Annotated in this window: 12 protein-coding genes and 1 pseudogene; 10 read left to right on the forward strand and 3 right to left on the reverse strand. The window is 65.5% G+C overall.

Annotated elements, in window-relative coordinates; translation table 11 throughout:
* The first annotated feature begins 209 nt into the window (after nucleotides 1-209).
* The 7 genes and pseudogenes from OKW27_RS13800 (at nucleotide 210) to OKW27_RS13830 (ending at nucleotide 9463) form a co-directional block, all read left to right on the forward strand.
* Nucleotides 210-2024, forward strand: coding sequence for a S10 family serine carboxypeptidase-like protein (locus tag OKW27_RS13800; protein WP_429333804.1), 1815 nt, complete (start codon nucleotides 210-212; stop codon nucleotides 2022-2024).
* A 94-nt stretch (nucleotides 2025-2118) separates the two neighbouring features.
* Nucleotides 2119-2610, forward strand: a pseudogene (locus OKW27_RS13805) (FadR/GntR family transcriptional regulator); the annotation flags it as partial.
* Nucleotides 2611-2651: 41 nt separating this feature from the next.
* A complete protein-coding gene (locus tag OKW27_RS13810) occupies nucleotides 2652-3395 on the forward strand; it encodes a (Fe-S)-binding protein (RefSeq protein WP_429333805.1) in 744 nt (247 codons plus the stop codon).
* On the forward strand, nucleotides 3392-4795 hold the full coding sequence (locus OKW27_RS13815) for a lactate utilization protein B (protein ID WP_429333806.1): 1404 nt from the start codon (nucleotides 3392-3394) through the stop codon (nucleotides 4793-4795). Before OKW27_RS13810 ends, OKW27_RS13815 begins: the two co-directional genes overlap by 4 nt.
* The gene (locus OKW27_RS13820) at nucleotides 4782-5366 is read left to right on the forward strand and encodes a LutC/YkgG family protein (protein ID WP_090809767.1); all 585 of its coding nucleotides are present in this window, start codon (nucleotides 4782-4784) and stop codon (nucleotides 5364-5366) included. Before OKW27_RS13815 ends, OKW27_RS13820 begins: the two co-directional genes overlap by 14 nt.
* Before the next feature lie 69 nt (nucleotides 5367-5435).
* Nucleotides 5436-7205, forward strand: a complete 1770-nt coding sequence (locus OKW27_RS13825; protein WP_429333807.1) for a VRR-NUC domain-containing protein — start codon at nucleotides 5436-5438, stop codon at nucleotides 7203-7205.
* Complete coding sequence (locus OKW27_RS13830; protein ID WP_429333808.1) at nucleotides 7202-9463, forward strand: ATP-dependent DNA helicase; 2262 nt, start codon at nucleotides 7202-7204, stop codon at nucleotides 9461-9463. Before OKW27_RS13825 ends, OKW27_RS13830 begins: the two co-directional genes overlap by 4 nt.
* A gap of 41 nt (nucleotides 9464-9504) precedes the next feature.
* Here OKW27_RS13830 and OKW27_RS13835 read toward each other — a convergent pair whose 3' ends face one another.
* The 3 genes from OKW27_RS13835 to OKW27_RS13845 all read right to left on the reverse strand — a co-directional run bounded on the left by OKW27_RS13835 (nucleotide 9505) and on the right by OKW27_RS13845 (nucleotide 14295).
* Nucleotides 9505-12162 carry a mechanosensitive ion channel domain-containing protein gene (locus OKW27_RS13835; RefSeq protein ID WP_429333809.1) on the reverse strand — a complete coding sequence of 886 codons (2658 nt, stop codon included), beginning with the start codon at nucleotides 12160-12162 and terminating at the stop codon, nucleotides 9505-9507.
* 416 nt (nucleotides 12163-12578) lie between these two features.
* Nucleotides 12579-14006 (reverse strand): sigma 54-interacting transcriptional regulator, encoded by a 1428-nt coding sequence (locus OKW27_RS13840; RefSeq protein ID WP_429333810.1) that lies wholly within the window; start codon nucleotides 14004-14006, stop codon nucleotides 12579-12581.
* A gap of 19 nt (nucleotides 14007-14025) precedes the next feature.
* Entirely contained in the window at nucleotides 14026-14295 is a 270-nt protein-coding gene (locus tag OKW27_RS13845) for a hypothetical protein (RefSeq protein WP_143037282.1), read from the reverse strand.
* 1037 nt (nucleotides 14296-15332) lie between these two features.
* Here OKW27_RS13845 and OKW27_RS13850 point away from each other — a divergent pair.
* From OKW27_RS13850 to OKW27_RS13860, 3 genes are all read left to right on the forward strand, one after another.
* Complete coding sequence (locus OKW27_RS13850; RefSeq protein ID WP_090809776.1) at nucleotides 15333-15602, forward strand: hypothetical protein; 270 nt, start codon at nucleotides 15333-15335, stop codon at nucleotides 15600-15602.
* A 181-nt stretch (nucleotides 15603-15783) separates the two neighbouring features.
* Complete coding sequence (locus OKW27_RS13855) at nucleotides 15784-16986, forward strand: AAA family ATPase (protein WP_429333811.1); 1203 nt, start codon at nucleotides 15784-15786, stop codon at nucleotides 16984-16986.
* A 291-nt stretch (nucleotides 16987-17277) separates the two neighbouring features.
* Entirely contained in the window at nucleotides 17278-18717 is a 1440-nt protein-coding gene (locus OKW27_RS13860; RefSeq protein WP_429333812.1) for a nicotinate phosphoribosyltransferase, read from the forward strand.
* The last annotated feature ends 122 nt before the right edge of the window (nucleotides 18718-18839 follow it).

Consider the following 18839-nt stretch of genomic DNA (forward strand, 5'->3'; position numbering starts at 1 on the left):
TTCTCGACAAGGCGACGAAGGCGCTGTCGATTCTGCCATGACTGCGCAGGTCTGCGCCACGTCGAGCAAAAAGCGCTTTGTAATGTTCGGCGTGCTGTGACGCCGACGGTTGACGCCGCGCAAACTTGCGTCAAGAATCGAGCGCCGGGTGTGCTCCCGAACCCGGCTAGCCCGATTCCAGCGCGTTTCGATTCGTCGCGGAAAACTTCATGATCCATCGCTTCTCTTCTTCATTGCGCCGCTTGCTGACAGCCGGATTACCGTCCGCCGCGCTGACGGTGACGCTTTCTGTCGCTGGTGTGGTGCCGTTCGGCGAACGGTGCATGGCAGCCGCCCAGGCCGATGCGTCGAGCACCTCGGAAAGCACGGCGACGGGGGGAAGCACGGACGCCGCCGCATTCGCGCCGATCGCACCACGCCAAGGGCCGCAGGCGAACGCGTCGCCGGTCGGCGAATCGAGCGAGCCGCACGCGATGACGGCGCGCCCGAACGGCGAGCCGCGCAGGCGGACGGCTGCGCGTGGCGACACGCAGGCTGCATCGAATGCACCGGACTCGGCCGACGCGACGGCAACGCCTCGCAACGACAGGGCTTCGACGCCCGCGATTCCCGTGCCACCCGAAACCACCAGCGTCACCACGCATTCGCTGCGCCTGAACGGCCGCAAGCTCGAGTACACTGCGAGCGCGGGCAATCTGTTGCTGCACGACAAGACCGGCGCGTCGAACGCGAGCGTGTTCTATGTCGCGTACACGGTGCCGACCAGGACGCCTGCGACGCGTCCGATCACCTTTCTGTTCAACGGCGGCCCAGGCGCCGGCAGCGTATTCCTGATGATGGGCTCGGTCGGCCCGAAACGCGTGCGCACCGCGAGCCCCGCGAGCACGCCGCCCGCGCCGTACACGCTCGACGACAACCCCGATAGCCTGCTCGACACCAGCGACCTCGTGTTCATCGACGCGGTCGGCGCGGGCCTGTCGAGACCGGTCGGGCATGGCACGGGCAAGGACTTCTGGGGCGTCGATCAGGACGTCCGTGCGTTTGCGCAATTCATCGACCGTTATCTGACGGTGAATCAGCGCTGGAATTCGCCGAAGTACCTGCTCGGCGAATCGTATGGCACCGCGCGCGCCGCGATGCTCGCTTATCAGTTGGGGCAGAACAATATCGCGCTGAACGGCGTGATCCTGCTGTCGTCGGTGCTCAATTCCGCGGCGTTCGCGCCCGGCAACGATTTCAGGAGCGAGAGTTATCTGCCGAGTTTCGCGGCGATCGCGTGGTATCACGACAAGGTCACGCCGAAGCCCGCGAGCCTGCCGGCCTTTCTCGACGAAGCACGCGCGTTCGCCCGCGGACCCTATGCGCAGGCGCTCGAACAGGGCGATGCGCTGCCCGACGATCAGCGCGCCGCGATCGCCGCGCGCATCGCGTACTTCACCGGATTGGACGTGGGGTTTGTGAAGCGTAACCGTCTGCGTCTTTATCCGTCGCGTTTTCGAAACGAGTTGCTGCGCAACGAGTCGCGCAGCGTGGGCCGCTACGATGCGCGTTTCGAAGGCCTGAACTACGACGATGCATCGGAGGATCCGGACTTCGATGCGTCGGTGAGCAGCGTGTCGAATGCGTTCAATGCGGCGCTTCATCAGCATCTGTCGGACGACCTGCACTACACGCCAAGCGACCGTTACGTGGTGTTCAGCGACGACGCGTTGAAGCAATGGGACTGGAAACATCGCGAATGGTGGGGCGAACGGCTCGAGCTGCCCTACGCGGGCGGCGATCTGGCCGAAGCGATGCGGCAGAATCCGCAGTTGCGGGTGTTATCGCTGAACGGCTACTTCGATCTCGCCACGCCGTTCTATGCGACCGAATATGCGCTCGCACATCTCGGCCTCGATCGGTCGCTGCGCGAGAACGTGCGCATCGCCTACTATCCGACCGGCCATATGGTGTATCTCGACGATGCCGCGCTGCACGCGATGAAGCGTGACCTCGTGAGCTTTTATACGGGGCAGCCGCGTTGAGATCGGCGAATCGTCGCATGGTGTCGAAAGGTATAATTCCCCGCACCGTGGAGTAGCCGCGCGCTCTGTCAACCGGCTTCATCGTTCGCCGCTTATGCCATTCACCCCGATTCCGTCCTTCGCGCGCAAGCGCATTTCCGACGTGGTGTCCGACCAGATCAAGCAACTGGTCTCGGAGGGCACGCTGATGCCCGGCGACCGTCTGCCGGCCGAGCGCGATCTCGCGGCGCAGCTCGGCGTGTCGCGACCATCGCTGCGCGAGGCGCTGATCCGGCTGGAGGCGGACGGTTACATCGAAACGTCGGGGCGCGGCGGTTTCACGGTGGTCGACGTGACCGCGCCCATCATCTCGAAGCCGCTTGCCGAACTGTTGCTGCAGAATCCGCGCACCAGCGCCGACATTCTGGAGTTGCGCCAGGGGCTCGAAGCGATTTCGACGGTCTATGTCGCGCAGCGCGCAACCGCCACCGATCTGAAGAAAATCCGCGCGGCGTTCGAGGCGTTGAAGGCCGCGTCGCTGTCGCGCGATCGCGCGAATCTCGCCGAACTCGATGCCGCGTTTCATCTCGCGATCGCCGACCACACCGGTCAACAGACATCGTTCCCGCCGCTTTTCCTGAAGAGCCTATGAAAGTCGCGCTGTTTATCCCGTGCTTTATCGACGCGTTCTATCCCGAGGTCGGTATCGCGACGCTCGAACTGCTCGAACGTTTCGGCATCGGGGTCGACTATCCGCAGCAGCAGACTTGCTGCGGCCAGCCGATGGCCAATAGCGGCGCGCATGCGGACGCCGCCGCCACGGAGCGACTATTCGCGCGCAACTTCGCGGGTTACGACTACATCGTCGGGCCGTCCGCGAGTTGCATTCATCACGTGCGCGAACATCTGAGCGCGCTCGAGCAGACCGACGAAGTGAAGAAAGTACGCGCAGGCGCTTACGAACTGGTCGAGTTTCTGCACGACGTGATCGGCGCGCGCGAATTTCCGTGGGCCGAGTTTCCGCATCGCGTCGGTCTACACACCAGTTGCAGCGCGCTGCGTCATCTGAAGCAGGCGTCGGCGTCGGAAATCGCCGGCACGCCGTTTTCGAAGCCGCGCGCGTTGCTCGAAGGCGTGAAGGGCATCGAGTTCGTCAAGCCGGCGAGGCCCGACGAATGTTGCGGTTTTGGCGGCACGTTCTCGGTCACCGAAGAGGCAGTGTCGGTGCGCATGGGGCAGGACAAGGTGCGCGACCATCTGAATGCGGGCGCCGAGTACATCGTTTCGGGCGACATGTCGTGCCTGATGCACCAGCAGGGTTGCGCGGAACGCATGAAAGCCGACGCGCGCTTCATTCATATCGCGCAGGTTCTCAATGGAGCACGCGCATGAGCGGCGACCATCACCGCATCGATCACGCCAAAGCCGCGGGTTCTTTCATCAGCAAGACCGAGCATGTCGCGTTTCACGACAAGCGTCTGTGGGACCTGCGCGAGAAGCGCGACGCGCAGGCGCACGGCATTGCCGAATGGGAAACGTTGCGCTCGCTGGCGTCGGGCATCAAGGAACACACGCTGTCGCATCTGGCCGACTACCTGGAGCAGTTCGCGGCGGCGGCCGAGGCCAATGGCGTGGTCGTGCATTGGGCAGCGAGCGCGGAAGAGCACAACGCGATCGTCCACAAGCTGATGTCCGAGCGCGGCATGACGACGCTCGTGAAGAGCAAGTCGATGCTGACCGACGAATGCCGGATGCGCGAGTATCTCGAACCGCGCGGCATTACCGTGATGGAAACGGACCTCGGCGAGCGCATCCAGCAGCTCGATCATCAGGACCCGAGTCATATGGTCGTGCCGGCCGTGCACAAGCTGCGCGCGGACGTGGCCGAGCTGTTCGGCCGGACCATCGGCACCGATCCGAAGAATAGCGATATCCACTATCTGGCCGAAAGCCAGCGCATGAATACGCGGCCGTATTTCGTGGGCGAGAAAACGGCTGGCATGACCGGCTGCAATTTCGCGGTGGCGGAAACGGGCACGGTCGTCGTCTGCACGAACGAAGGCAATGCCGATCTTTCGGCGAACGTGCCGCCGCTGCATATCGCATCGATCGGAATCGAGAAGCTGATACCGAAGGTGTCGGATCTCGGCGTGTTCGTGCGCATGCTGTCGCGCAGCGCATTGGGTTCGCCGATCACGCAGTACACGTCGCATTTTCGTGCGCCGCGGCCGGGCACCGAGATGCATTTCATCCTCGTCGATCATGGCCGCTCCGAACGGCTCGCGATGGAGGACTTCTGGTACTCGCTCAAATGCATACGCTGCGGCGCGTGCATGAATACGTGTCCGGTCTATCGGCGCAGCGGCGGCCTGTCGTATGGCGGCACCTATTCGGGGCCGATCGGCGCGATCATCAATCCGACGTTCGATCTGAAACGCTATAGCGCGTTGCCGTTCGCATCGACACTCAATGGCAGTTGCACGAATGTGTGTCCGGTGAAGATCAACATTCACGAGCAGATCTATAAGTGGCGCGCGGTGATCGCCGAGCAGCACGAAGTGCCGTTCGTGAAGCAGGAGGTCCTGAAGATGGCGGGGCGTCTGCTATCGAGTCCGACCTTGTATCGCGCGACGGTGTCGTCGATGGGCAGCGCGTTGCGGCGGCTGCCGAATTTCGTGCTGTACAACCCTCTGAATATCTGGGGCCGGCAGCGCGAATTGCCGGAGGCGCCGAAGATGACTTTTCATGCCTGGTACAAAAAGAATCGCGGAGGCGGCGATGACAACGCGTGAGGCTTTTCTCGCCAAGGTGCGCGCCGCGCAACCGGCCGCGCGGCCGCGTCCCGACGTGCCGCTGTTCGAAGCGGTTGGCGGCGATCTGCGGGCGCGCTTCACGGCGGCGTTGCAAACGATGGGCGGCACTTGCGTCGAAGCGGCCAGCGCGAGCGACGTCAGCGATCTGATTCGCGAGCGTTTTGGCGCGGCGGCATCGATCGCATCGGCGAGCGCCGAAGTGCCGGGCACGCGCGTGATCGGCGCGGATACGGACCCCGCATCGCTGCAGGACGTCGACGTCGGGTTGGTCCGTGCGCGCTTTGGCGTCGCCGAAACCGGCTCGGTGTGGTTTAGCGAGCGCGAATATGTGGTCAATGCATTGGGCTATATCGTTCAGCATCTGGTCGTGCTGCTCGATCCGGCGCAATTGCTCGATGGACTGCAAGACGTCTATCGTCGCGACGATTTCCGCAGGGCGCGTTACGCGGCGCTCGTTACCGGCCCTTCGGCCACCGCCGATATCGAGGGCGTACTGATTCGCGGCGCGCAGGGCGTGCGCTCGCTGACGGTCGTGTGGCTCGCGGGCTGATGCGCGGCGGTCGCAGCGCCGGACTTTGCTATCATCACTGTATAAACATACAGGTCCCGCACAAAGTCCGTGGCAACCGATGCTCGCTCAGAGATCCGCTCTGAAGCCCCTTACTACCTGCTGAATTTCGAGCGCGCGCTTGCGTGGCTCGCCGCGCGTTACGACGATCTGCTCGACGACGAAGAGCACGCTTTTCTGGAAACTTTCGCGACGTTGCCGCAGGCATCGCGTGCGCTGCTGGTGCGCATGCTGATGCGCAAAGGCATGCTGTTCCGCGCGAGCCGCCTGGCTTACGACGAAATCGGCTGTCCGTTGCAGGCGGCGATGCCGATGACGGTGCATCGCTGGATCGACACCGAGCCGGCCCTGTCTCTCGACGACCTGTTTGCGCTCAGCACGCGTGCGCAATTGCTGGACATCTTCGCGGACGCGATCGCGCGGATTCCCGGCGCAAAGGCTTTGCGCAAACCGGATCTGCTCGAAACGCTGCGTGAGTTTTACGAAACCGCAAGCGGCGACGCGCAAGCGTGCACATCACGTCCGCTCGCCGCCTGGCACGACGCTTCTACGGACCGCGTGCTGCACGTCGCGATCGCGCCGTTGTGCGATCGCTTGCGCCTGATGTTCTTCGGCAATCTGCATCAGGACTGGTCGGAGTTCGTGCTCGCCGATCTTGGCGTGTTCCAGTACGAGAAGGTCGCGTTCGGGCCTTTGTCGCGCGCGTTCCAGCAACGCGCGGACGTCGACGTTTATCTCGCGCTGCACGCGTGCCGCGAAGCGCTCGAATGGCTACCGGTCGGCACCGACACCCCCAACCTTCACGAACTGATCGCGACCGTCCGCTCGATCGGCACCGCGAATCCGTGGCTCGAAACGCGTCGCGCGAAACTGCTGTTCCGGATCGGCCAGGATTGCGAGCGGCGCGGGCAGTGGGACACCGCGCTCGCGGTGTACGACGCGTGCGCTTGGCCCGGCGCGCGTCTTCGACGCATGCGCGTGCTCGAGCGCAGCGAGCGTTACGACGAAGCGCTGGCGCTGGCCTCGCAGGCCGATGCCGCGCCTGAGAGCGAAGAAGAGGCGCAGCGCGTCGCCCGGATGTTGCCGCGCTTGCGGCGCAAGTGCGGCGAGCCGGTGCCGCGCGCAGCAGCGGCGAGGCCTGTGGAGCGCGGCACGCTGGTGCTGCCGAAGCCTGATACGCCGGTGGCCGTGGAGTACCTGGTGCGCGATCATTTGAGCAGCGACGCCGCGCCGGTGCACTACGTCGAGAACGCGCTGATCAATTCGCTGTTCGGCCTGCTGTGCTGGGAGCCGGTGTTCACGGCGTTGCCCGGCGCGTTTTTTCATCCGTTCCAACGCGGACCGGCCGATCTGCACGCGCCGGACTTTCACGCGCGTCGCGCCACGCAGTTCGCCGCGTGCTTCGCGCAGCTCGATAGCGGCGTCTATCGCGACACGATTCTGCGGCATCTGCACGACAAGGCCGGCATGCAGTCGCCGTTCGTGTTCTGGGGACTGCTGACGCCCGAGCTCATCGCGCTCGCGCTCGACTGTCTGCCCGCCGCGCATCTGAAGCTGTGCTTCGAGCGCTTGCTGCGCGACATTCGCGGCAATCGTTCGGGCTTGCCCGACCTGATCCGGTTCTGGCCGGCCGAGCGTCGCTATGAACTGATCGAGGTGAAAGGCCCCGGCGATCGTCTGCAGGACAACCAGATCCGCTGGCTCGCGTACTGTGCGCAGCACGGCATGCCGGTGCGCGTCGTCGACGTGCGCTGGGTCGGGCAAGAGGCGCAGAGCGAAGCGGACGCCGCGACGCAAGCCGCAGCGGAGCGCGTCGTATGAGCTACGTGGTGGCCGTCCGCGCGATGTGCGAATTCACCGCTCGGCGCGGCGATCTCGATCTGCGCTTCACGCCCGCGCCGACTTCGCTCGAAGGCATCGCGGGTCATCAGATGGTCGCCGGCCGTCGCGCGAGCGGCTACGAAACCGAACTCACGCTGACGGGCACGCATCGCAGTCTGACCGTGCGTGGCCGCGCGGACGGCTACGACGGAATCGCGAACCGGCTCGAAGAAGTGAAGACGTATCGCGGCGATCTCGCGCGTATGCCCGCGAATCATCGCGTGCTGCATTGGGCGCAGGCACTCGTGTATGGGCATCTGCTGTGCCGGGCGCGCGGGCTCGGCGAGCTGACGATCGCGCTCGTCTACTTCGATATCGGCAGTCAGAAGGAAACCGTGCTGACGCAGCAGCACAGCGCGCGCGAACTCGAAATCTTCTTCGTCGACCAGTGTGAACGATTTCTCGATTGGGCCGTGCAGGAAGACGCGCATCGCGTCGCGCGCAACGCGGCGCTCGTCGCGTTGCAGTTTCCGTATGGGCGGTTTCGGCGCGGGCAGCGTGAGCTCGCGGTGGCTGTGTATCGCGCGGCACGCGACGGCAAGCCGTTGATGGCGCAGGCGCCGACCGGTATCGGTAAGACGCTGGCGACGATTTTTCCGTTGCTGAAAGCCTGCGGCGAAGACCGGCTCGATCGCGTGTTCTTTTTGACCGCGAAGACGCCGGGCCGCGCGCTCGCGTTCGATGCGATCGACTCGCTGCACCAGAGCGCGCCGTTGCCGCTCAGAACGCTCGAACTCGTCGCGCGCGACAAAGCCTGCGAGCATCCGGACAAAGCCTGCAACGGCGAGTCCTGTCCGCTCGCGCGCGGCTTTTACGACCGTCTCGATGCGGCGCGCGCCGCCGCGTTGGCGACGCCACGGCTCGATCGCGCGGCGGTGCGCGAGGCTGCGCTCACGCACAATATCTGTCCGTACTATCTGTCGCAGGAGCTCGCGCGCTGGGCCGATGTGATCGTCGGCGATTACAACTACTACTACGACGGGAGCGCGATGCTGCATGCGCTCACGCAGATCAACCAGTGGCGCGTCGGCGTGCTGGTCGACGAAGCGCACAACCTGCTCGAACGCGCGCGGCGCATGTATACCGCGTCGCTAGATCAAAGCGCGTTCCGGCTCGCGCGCAAGAGCGCGCCGGCGGCGCTGAAGAAGCCGCTCGAACGCTTGCAGCGCGAGTGGAATGCGGTGAAGCGCACGCAGACGTCCAGCTATCAGGTGTATGCGGAGGTGCCCGGCAAATTGCTGTCCGCCGCGCAGAATCTGATCGGCGCGGTAACGGATCAGCTCGCCGACGCGCCGTTGTCGATCGACGAACATGCGCTGCGGGTTTTCTTCGACGCGATGCACTTCGTCGCGCTCGCCGAGCAGTTCGGCGAGCACTCGATGTTCGACGTGACATTGAGCGCCGAGCGCTACGCGCCGCGCGACAAAACCAGTGCGACGCTCTGCGTGCGCAACGTGATCCCCGCGCCGTTCCTCGCGCCACGCTATGCGGCCGCGCGTACCACGGTGATGTTCTCCGGCACGCTGAATCCGCAGCATTTCTATCGCGACACACTTGGGCTAGCCGAGGACACGCAATGGCTCGACGTCGAGGGACCGTTTCGCGCGGAGCAGTTGCAGGTGCACGTGGCCGCTCATGTGTCGACGCGCTGGCGTGACCGCGAACGCTCGCTCGCGCCGATCGTGGAGCTGATCGCGAAGCAGTACGACATGCAGCCCGGCAATTATCTGGGGTTCCTGAGCAGTTTCGACTATCTGCAACGCGTGGTCGCGCTGCTGCGCGAGCGGCACCCCGGCTTGCCGGTGTGGGCGCAGGAACCCGGCATGGACGAAGCCGCGCGCGATGCGTTTCTCGCGCGCTTCAGGACGATGAATCAGGGCATCGGCTTCGCGGTGCTCGGCGGCGCGTTTTCGGAGGGTGTCGATCTGACCGGGCAGCAACTGATCGGCGCGTTCGTCGCGACGCTCGGTCTGCCGCAGATCAACGACGTCAACGAGCAGATGCGCCGCGCGCTCGATGCGCGCTTCGGCAATGGCTACGACTACATGTACCTGTATCCGGGTTTGCAGAAAGTCGTGCAGGCGGCAGGGCGCGTGATCCGCACCGAAGAGGACCGCGGCGTCGTGCATCTGATCGACGACCGCTTTCGCAGGCCGGAAGTGCGGCGCCTGTTGCCGCGCTGGTGGCAGGTTCGCTAGCGCCGCGCTAGCGAACCTTTACGCGCGCGACGCGCGACGCGTCACGCGTGCGGCGAGGTCGAGCCCGGATTGCCGGGCGTACCAGGGCCGCCGGCCGGGCTCGGATCAACCGGGATCTGGTCGTCGAGCGGCGCGTCGCCCTTGTGCGGAGCGTGACCGTCCCCCGCGGCGTCGCCGTCCGGCCGGTTGCCATGGCGTTCGCGCGGCGGGGCCGTATCGAACCTGGCCTTGCTCGCCGGGTCCCACGTGAGCAGATGACGCTGCGGATTCGCGATCTCGATGCCGAGTTCGCTGAAGCGCTCGAGGATGCGTCGGTTGAATTCGCGTTGCACGCCCCAGCGCGACGTATCGCGGCATTGCATCTGGCCGGCCAGCGTGATCGCCGAACCGTCGACCGCATCGACGCCCCAGAACGAGAAGTCCGCCAGGATGCCGTCCTTGAAGTTGTCGTCCGTGCGCAGCGATGCGCCGATTTCCTTCAGCGTCTCGATCGCGCGCTCGACGTCCTGGCCGAACACGATATTCACGCGCACCGCCGCGTTGCCGATGCCGCGATTCGTGTTGTTCACGGTCGACACCGAGCTGAACGGCACCGTAAACAGCGAGCCGTCGCCGCCGCGCAGCCGCACCGTGCGAATCGACAGATATTCGACGGTGCCCGACACGCCCGCGAGCGTGACCCAGTCGCCGACCTGCATTGCGTTTTCCATCAGCAGAAAGATGCCGGTGATGAAGTCCTGCACGAGCTTCTGCGAGCCGAAGCCGAGCGCGACGCCGAAGATGCTCGCGCCCGCGAGCAGCGGGCCGATGTTCACGCCGAGTTGGCTCAGGCCGGTCAGCACGACGACGAGCGCGATCACGCAGAACAGCGCGGTGCGCAGCATCGGCATCAAGGTGCGCAGACGCGCGGCGCGCACCAGATCGCCGCTGCTCGTCCAGTTATCGAGGCGACGTTCGGCCGACACGTTGACGATCTCCCACACCACCAGCGCGATGATCGCGGCGACGGCGATCGTCGCGAGCGCCGAGGCGACCCGGTGGCCGATCGTGCCGCTGCGGAACAGATCGACGACGTCGACGCCCCACGCCTGCAACAGCACCAGCGCGGTGACGCTGCCGATGATCCAGCCGATCACGCGCCGCAGCGCCGGATAGTATCGGTAGGCGTGCTGATGCACGAGCGAGTGTGACGCCTCGTCCTGCACATGGAAGATGCGCGCGAGCGCGCCGAAGATCACGATCGACACGAGCCGCGCGCCGATCAGTATCGCGAGCGTCATGCCGCCGATATTCACGAGCGCGTGATAGCCGTTCCGTACGTCGAAAGCCCACACGAACCACAGGCCCATCACGATGACCACGGTCACCACGGCCCACGCGTCCGCGAACGCGTTGCCGAACATCTCCAACGACTCGTGAGCGGCGAAGCGATTGCGGATCCGGTTGGCGACCGGTTTCGCGCAGCGCAGCACGAGGATCGAGATCATCACGTGACCGGCGAGTGCGACCACTTTCAGCAGCGCGAGATGCGCGGCGTCGTTCATGCCAAGCGCCTGCGCGACTTCGGCTAGCGCGACGCCGGCGCCGACCACGCTGACGATTCGCACGATCCAGCCGAGCACGAACGCGGCCCACGCATCGCCCATGCGCAGCAGCCGCAGACGCGGTGCGCTCGGCTGCAGGAAGAACGCGCCGACGATCACGACGCAGCGGCACACCACATAGACGTCGATCAGCGAATCGAGCGCGCGATCCTGCGGCGTGCCGTTGCCGGCGAAGATCGACATCAGCGCGCTCGCCGCGCCGAGGAACACCGCGATCGGCACGAGCCGCGCCAGCGTGATCAGCAACGCGCGCGGCAGACGTTGCAGCAGCGTCCAGTGGTGCGTCGCGTTGCGCTTGCCTTCGGCTTCGATGGCGCGGCCTTTGGCGGATGGCGTCGCGTACGGCGCGGCCGGGCCAGTCGCGACGGCTTGCGCCTCCGCTTCGAGCACTGACGGCGCCGATGACAGCGGGGGCAGCGGCGGCGTGCTGGTGGGCGGATGACCTGCCGGCGCGGCGCCGGCGGCGTGCGCGGGCGGCGGTGAGTTGTCGTTGTCATTCTGCAGCGCGGCTTCGCGGCGCGCGGCGATCGCCCGATAGACGCGCCGCAGCAGCCGCCGCGCCAGCCATTCGAGCACCAGAGCGGGGATCAGCGCGGCCAGCAGCGACCACAGCACCTCGAACAGCACCGCGCGCGCGTGCGGATTGGCGAACTGCCAGTTCCACCATGCGCGCACCGACGCGACGTCGAGCAGCGCGGCGATCGAGCCGCGCAGCGAGGTCGCGAGATGGCCGGCGTAATGCGCGCCCTCGCGCGCGAGTTGCGAGGCGAGGCCATTGGATTTGAACGCGTCCGGCACGAGCGCGGCTGCGCCGCTTGCGGCGGCGGGCGCCGAGGCCGCCGCCGGCGCGGATGCGGGCGGCGCGCTCAACACGCCGGCCGCGGCGATCGCTTGCAGCGTATCGGCGACTTGCGCGCGGCGTTTGGGGTCGTTCAGAACAGCGAGCGCGTCGCGGGCCTGCTGAGGTGTCAGCGTGACGGCGGCGGAAGCGGGTGTCGCGGGCGTGGGATGGGCAGGCTCAGGCGCGGCGGCGAAGACGGGCGCCGCGCCGGCGAGCAGAAAAATGAAAAAACAGACACGCAGAAATTTTGGCATAGGGTGTAAAGCGGGATGAAGCCAGTGCGGACGATTGTGCCGGAACATGGGCTGTTTCAGCGGGGTGACCCGGGACCGACACGGGGCGGGGCGCTGAAGTTCCTGGGGCGGAGGCCCGCCGGACGGGCGAAAGCGCCGCGAGAGCGGCGCCCGGCGGGCGGGGCGTTGACCCGACAGGATAGCCGATGATGGCCGGCAGGCCTGTCGAAGGCAGCAGAAAGCTTGCCCGGAAAGCCCCGTGGGCGGGGCGGCGCAGGAGGTAGGAGGCCGCTTGCCGGGTGGCAATGCTGGCGGCGGCGCGAGGATGTTCTCGACGACCACGCTACGTGCGGGCAGAGCGCGGAAAGTCGGGAATGCTCAATCGCCGTGACCGTGCGCTGCTAAGCGTTCACTACAAAAAACGCTTAAATCCGCGCTTATGCCACTGAAGAGGTCTGGCGCTCTGCTTCGTCATCGGCATGGGGGCCGCTGCTCGCGCCGCGTCCGGCCGGCTCCTGATGCAGCCGGTTCGCGTGCATCAGCCGGTACAGCGTCGCGCGCGAAATGCCGAGTTCGGCCGCCGCATCCGACAGCTTGTAGCCGTGCCGCAGCAGCGCGTTCTCGATCGCATCCTTTTCGGCCTTGCTGCGGATTTCCGCCAGCGTGACCGCCGGGCCATTGTCAGCTTCGGGTAGGCCGAGGTCGCTCGCGGTGATGAAGCGGCCCTCGCTCATCACGACCGCGCGGCGCACGCAGTTGATCAGCTCGCGCACGTTGCCGGGCCACGGATAGTTCGACATCGCGACGATCGCGTCGCTCGACAGGCCGCGCAGCTTGCGCGCGCCGTCCTGCTTGTACATGCTGAGCGCGTAATTGGCGAGTAGCTTGATGTCGCCGCCGCGCTCGCGCAATGGCGGCTCGACGAGGCGCAGCACGCACAGCCGGTGATAGAGGTCGGAACGGAAACGCCCGTCTTCGACGGCGCGCTCCAGATCGACGTGGGTGGCCGAGATCACGCGCACGTCGACGCTGATCGGACCGTTGCCGCCAAGCCGCTCGATCGTGCCTTCCTGCAGGAAGCGCAGCAGCACCGCCTGGCATTCGTGCGGCATGTCGCCGATTTCGTCGAGAAACAGCGTGCCTTCATGCGCGCTCTCGATCCGGCCGAGCTTGCGTTGCACCGCGCCGGTAAAAGCGCCGCGCTCGTGGCCGAACAGTTCGGCCTGCAACAGGCTCGGCGGAATCGCCGCGCAATTGATCGCGACGAACGTGCGGCCCGCGCGCGGCGAGCGGTCGTGAATAGCACGAGCGGTCAGCTCCTTGCCGGTGCCCGATTCGCCCGCGATGAACACCGGCGCATCGGTCACGCCGCATTTGTCGATGCGCCGGTAGAGCTGCTGCATCGGCTCGCATTGCCCGACCATGCCGTGGCGGCCGAGCGACGGCTCCGGCACGACGCGCGGCTGACGCAGGCTCGACAGCCCATGCGCGTGGCCGAGCGCAAACATGAGCCGCTCGTTGAGCCACGGCTGCGTGACGAAGTCGAAGCAGTAATCGAGGATGAAACGGCTGACCAGCTCGTTGTCGGCCTGGCCCGGCACGATCTGCGCGACCCAGTTGGTTTCGACGCGGCGCATGCACAGCGCGAGCGCGGACAGCTGCTGTGACGTGCAATCTTCGGGCAACTGAACGAGACCGACCTTGATGTTGCCGCGTTCGATCATGCGTTCCGCCACGGCCGTGCTTTTTGCGTGCACGGCTTGCCATCCCGACGCGGCCAGAAACTCGACGAGTTTCTGGTCGGGCGTGTTCGCCACGTACAGAACCGTGCGTTCCATATCGGCCGGCGTGCAAGTCGTAGTCATGGTTCCCCCTGTTCGATCCTCAGGACTGCCGTGCGACGTTGTGAGATTCAGGCGGCCAGTTGCTGCACTCCGGCTGCGACGCATTCACGACAGCAGCAATCACGAACAAGGGACACGCTTCAAGCGCGGCGCGAACCGGAACGCGCTGCATGGCGGACCGATTCATGCAATGGCGGCGACCTTGTCGTTCATTGCTGAAACTGCCCGGCGATTTTTTCCCCGAACCGTGAAAACCACTTGAACCGTGGCTTGCCTCGTTGACCTGATAGAAGCGCTCTGATTGGCGCATGGCCTAACGATAAGCGAAAGCGCCTGAAAGCGCCAGACAAAGAAACATGGATGAAGAATGCGGATTGGATTTTCAGATTAACACGGATCACTAATGAATAAGCGGTCAAGGCCGGTTATGCGCGCAATCGCACATTGCGTGGCAATTGCCCTGGTATTAAGGCGTGACTAAAACGGACGGGGCGCGAGCAGTCATGTTTCACAGTTGCGACAGATTGGACAGCGCGAGTCGAATGCGCTTTGCCGCGCCGGGTGGGGCGCTTTGCCAACCGGAAGGAGCGGCGAAGCCACGTGCGGCCGGCCCCGCGGCCTGTCAGCAGGCTGGCGAGACGGAGCGGGAGGCGCGCTTTGCGGCCAGCGCGCGGCGATTTTGGCGTGTCAGAAACGAATCAATGCGCGCCACGCCAAAAATCGGGCCGGTTCGCACTGCGTCAAAAGCAAACCGATTTCTCGGCAGAGTGAAGCTTTGGCGGGCGCCTTACAACTTCGAACGCGTGTTGGCATAACCGTTGCAATAAGGTCTGCACAGAAAAATGTTTTGCCGCCAGGTCGACGGTACGGGGAAAACCGGATTAAAAAAGACCGGCGGTAAAAAAGTCACTCGCAGACATGGTCGGGGAAGCCATCGGGTGTTTGCGGGAGCGCGGCGGGGCCTTCTTGAATACGTTAGCAAACGGGTGAGTGGCGGACCGGTTTGGCGGCCATTCAAAACCGGACGAAAAAAGGGCAACGACTTCGCCGTTTTTCCTTTTCGACTTTTTGTCCTCACGACGCGAAAAGGGTGGCGATAATGACAGGCAACGCGCTGGCAACGTTCGCGAGCGACGCGCCGCAAAGGGAAGGGGCAGCGCCGGATCAGGACCGGCCGGCGCGACGAAGCGGGGAGAGACGCTAGTCTCCACAGAGAGACGAATGTACGAGGTGAACCAGGGGCCGTGTCCGTGGGTTGGCACGGGCACGGCGACCTGGCCCAACGGCCGGGGCGCTGAGACCAGACGGCGTGACCTGGCGCAAATCTGCTCGACATCGGGGACTGACATGAAACCACAAGTGATTCGCAGGCCGGCCGCTTCGGGAGGAACCAGAAGCACTTACCGGCGGTATGTCGCGGCATCGCGAGCGCGCTTTTTCGCGCAGGCGGCGGGCTCGTCGATCGATCTGCTGACGCTCGTCGTCGCCGAGGCGCTCGAGCGCCGAGCGCAAGCCGAGATCCGCCGCGACCTGCTGCGCGACGCGCTGTACGCCATGCCGGTGCGCGCTGAACGCAGCGCGGCGCAGCGGCGCGACGACGATGAAACCGACTTCTGACGCTTGCCGCTCGTCGGCTCGCAGCGACCGCGCAGGAATTCGATAACACCGTTTGCCGGCCCATGGTTTTCACGGAGGAGCGTCGCGGTAAGGAACTCGCGCCGAAGCCTGCGTCGTCAATCGTGAACAGACGACTGGAATAAAAGCCCGCGCATGACGCGCCAAGCGCCGCAGAGCTGCCATGATCGACATCTTCCTGATTGCCGCGAGCATCGAAAACGCGCAGCGAATCGTCGTGCGGCTCGAAGAGAGCGGCGTGCGTTACCGGCTGCACACCGCGTTCGGCCCGGCCCGGCAACTGCCGATGCACGCGCGCGTGGTCCGCGGCGCCGACCTGCTGATCGTCGACGACGCCAATCTGAGCGTCCGCGGACTAGACGGCATCGAGGAAACGCTCGCCTGCGCGCCGACGCTCCATTGCATGCTGGTGACGCCGGCGCCGTCCACCGCGCTGATCGGCGCGGCGCTGCGCGTCGGCGTGCGGCAGGTGCTGTCGTGGCCGCTCGATCGCAAGGCCGTCGTCGATGCGCTTGCGCAGATCGAAGCGCGGCGCCGCGAGCCCGGGCGGCGCCACGCGCGCGTGGTCACCCTGGCGTCGAGCAAGGGCGGTAGCGGCACCACGCTGATCGCGGTCAACCTCGCGTGCGCGCTCGCCGCGCGGCGTGAGCGGCGCGTGCTGCTGATCGACCTGAGCCAGCAATTCGCCGACGCGAGCCTGCTGATGGCGAATCGCCCCCCGCCCATGACGCTCGTCGATCTGTGCTCGCGCAACGAGCAACTCGACCCGGCGCTGTTCGACGCGTGCGCAATGCACGTGTGCCCGAACCTGGATCTGCTCGCCGGCGCCGGCGATCCGTTGAAGGCCGCCGAACTGCTGCCCGGTCAGCTGGACCGGATTCTGACGCTGGTGCGCGAGCGCTACGACGCGGTGCTGATCGACGTCGGCCCGAGCCTGAATCCGTCGACGATCCGCGCGCTCGCGCATAGCGACGCGATCTGCATGGTGGTGCGGCAGAACCCGCTGTACCTGCATGGCGCGCGCCGCATGCTCGATATCTTTCGCGAACTGGGGCATCCGGCCAGCAAGGTGCGGGTCGTCGTCAACCAGTACGACAAGGACGCGCAGATCAATCTGCCGATGCTCGAACGCACGCTCGGCGCGAAGGTCGCGCATCAACTGCCGCGCGACGATCAGCACGTCAACGATGCGCTCAGCCGCGGCGTGCCGCTCGTCGCGTGCGCGCGCGACAGCGGGCTCGCGCAAGGCATCGTGCTGCTGGCGAACATGCTGTGGCCCGCGGGTGCGGAGCGCCGCAGGAGCATGCTCGGCAGGTTGCTCGCGACGTGGCCGAATCTGCCGCCGCAATTGAAGCCGGGGGGCTAGGACGACGTTTACTCGCTGCTCTAGCCCGGTCTTCTACTGGTGAACCTCGAGATCCGGAGGATGATTGTCTGCGGCTGCAGTTGGCGCTGCGGGCCAGACGCATCCTGCGCGAAGAGAAGCTACAGTCCGACGACGAGCGCTATCGCACATACCGTAGTAAGGTGAGATACAGGGTCATCCCCGGCATAGTCTGTAGGGGTAGAGCCGCGGCCGCAGAGTTTCGAAAGCGTCGGGCAGGCTCGCGCCGTCCGGTCACTCCAGCGAGAAAATCACGTGAGCGCAGCACCGTCCATGCAAAACGCGCAGGGTTTCAGCGACCTCGCGTCGATCCTGTCCAATCCGATTCTGAATACGGATTCGTACAAGGCATCGCACTATCTGCAATATCCGCCCGACGCGACGGCGATGTTCTCGTACATCGAATCGCGCGGCGGACGTTACGGCCGCACGCTGTTCTTCGGCTTGCAGATGCTGCTGAAGGAGTACCTGTGCCGGCCGGTTACCGGCGCGATGATCGATCAGGCGCGGACCTTCTTCAGCGCGCACGGCGAGCCGTTCAACGAGGCGGGCTGGCGCTACGTCGTGCAGCGATACGGCGGCCATCTGCCGGTGCGGATTCGCGCGGCGCCCGAAGGCTCGGTCGTGCCCACGCACAACGTGCTCGTCACCGTCGAATGCGACGATCCGCAGGTGTTCTGGCTCACGTCGTATCTGGAGACGATGCTGATGCGCGTGTGGTATCCGATCACGGTCGCGACGCAAAGCTGGCATCTGCGCCAGACGATCCGCGCGTATCTGCTGAAAAGCAGCGACGATCTCTCGCAGCTACCGTTCAAGCTGCATGATTTCGGCGCGCGCGGCGTGTCGAGCGCGGAGTCGGCGGCGATCGGCGGCGCGGCACATCTCGTCAGCTTCATGGGCTCGGATACGGTGCTCGGCGTGGTTGCGGCGAATCACTACTACCGCGACCGCATGGCCGCGTTCTCGGTGCCGGCGGCCGAGCACAGCACGATCACGTCGTGGGGCCGCGAGCGCGAAGTCGACGCGTATCGCAACATGATCGCCCGCTTCGGCAAGCCGGGCGCGATCGTTTCGGTGGTGTCCGACTCTTACGACCTGTTCGCCGCGCTCAACGCATGGGGCGGCGAGCTGAAGCAGGCCGTGCTCGATTCCGGCGGCATGCTCGTGATTCGCCCGGACTCCGGCGATCCGTGCACGATCGTCCTGCACACGCTGCGCTCGCTGGAGGCTTCGTTCGGGTCGCAGACCAACAGCAAGGGGCGGCGCGTGCTCGACCATGTGCGCGTGATTCAGGGTGACGGCGTGAACCCGGATTCGATCGTCGCGATCCTCGCCGCGATGGACGAGGCCGGCTTCGCCACCGACAACATCGTGTTCGGCATGGGCGGTGCGCTGTTGCAGCAGATCAACCGCGATACGCAGCGCTTCGCAATGAAGTGCTCGGCGATCCGGCTAGGCGACACGTGGCACGATGTGTCGAAGGATCCAGTCACGGATCACGCCAAGCGCTCGATGAAAGGCCGGCTCACCTTGCTGCGCCATCGCCGCACCGGCGAGTACCGGACGGTCACGTTGCCGATCGTGTGGGACGGGAGCACGGTGGAGGGCGAGTGGGACGAAGCGCTCGAGACGGTGTTCGATGCGGGCCGCTTGCTGGTCGATACGTCGCTGGCCGAGATTCGAGGCCGCGCCTATGCGGACGAAGGTTGATCCAGCTTTCTGACGCATCGGCATGGTCACGAGCGGGTGGGTCATCAGCGCCCAGTGCTGCATGAAGGGCAGACCTACCGCAATATCCGACAGGACGCCGACCCCGATCAACGTAGCGACGC

The organism is Paraburkholderia sp. 35.1, from assembly GCF_050436525.1.
Lineage (GTDB): Bacteria > Pseudomonadota > Gammaproteobacteria > Burkholderiales > Burkholderiaceae > Paraburkholderia > Paraburkholderia tuberum.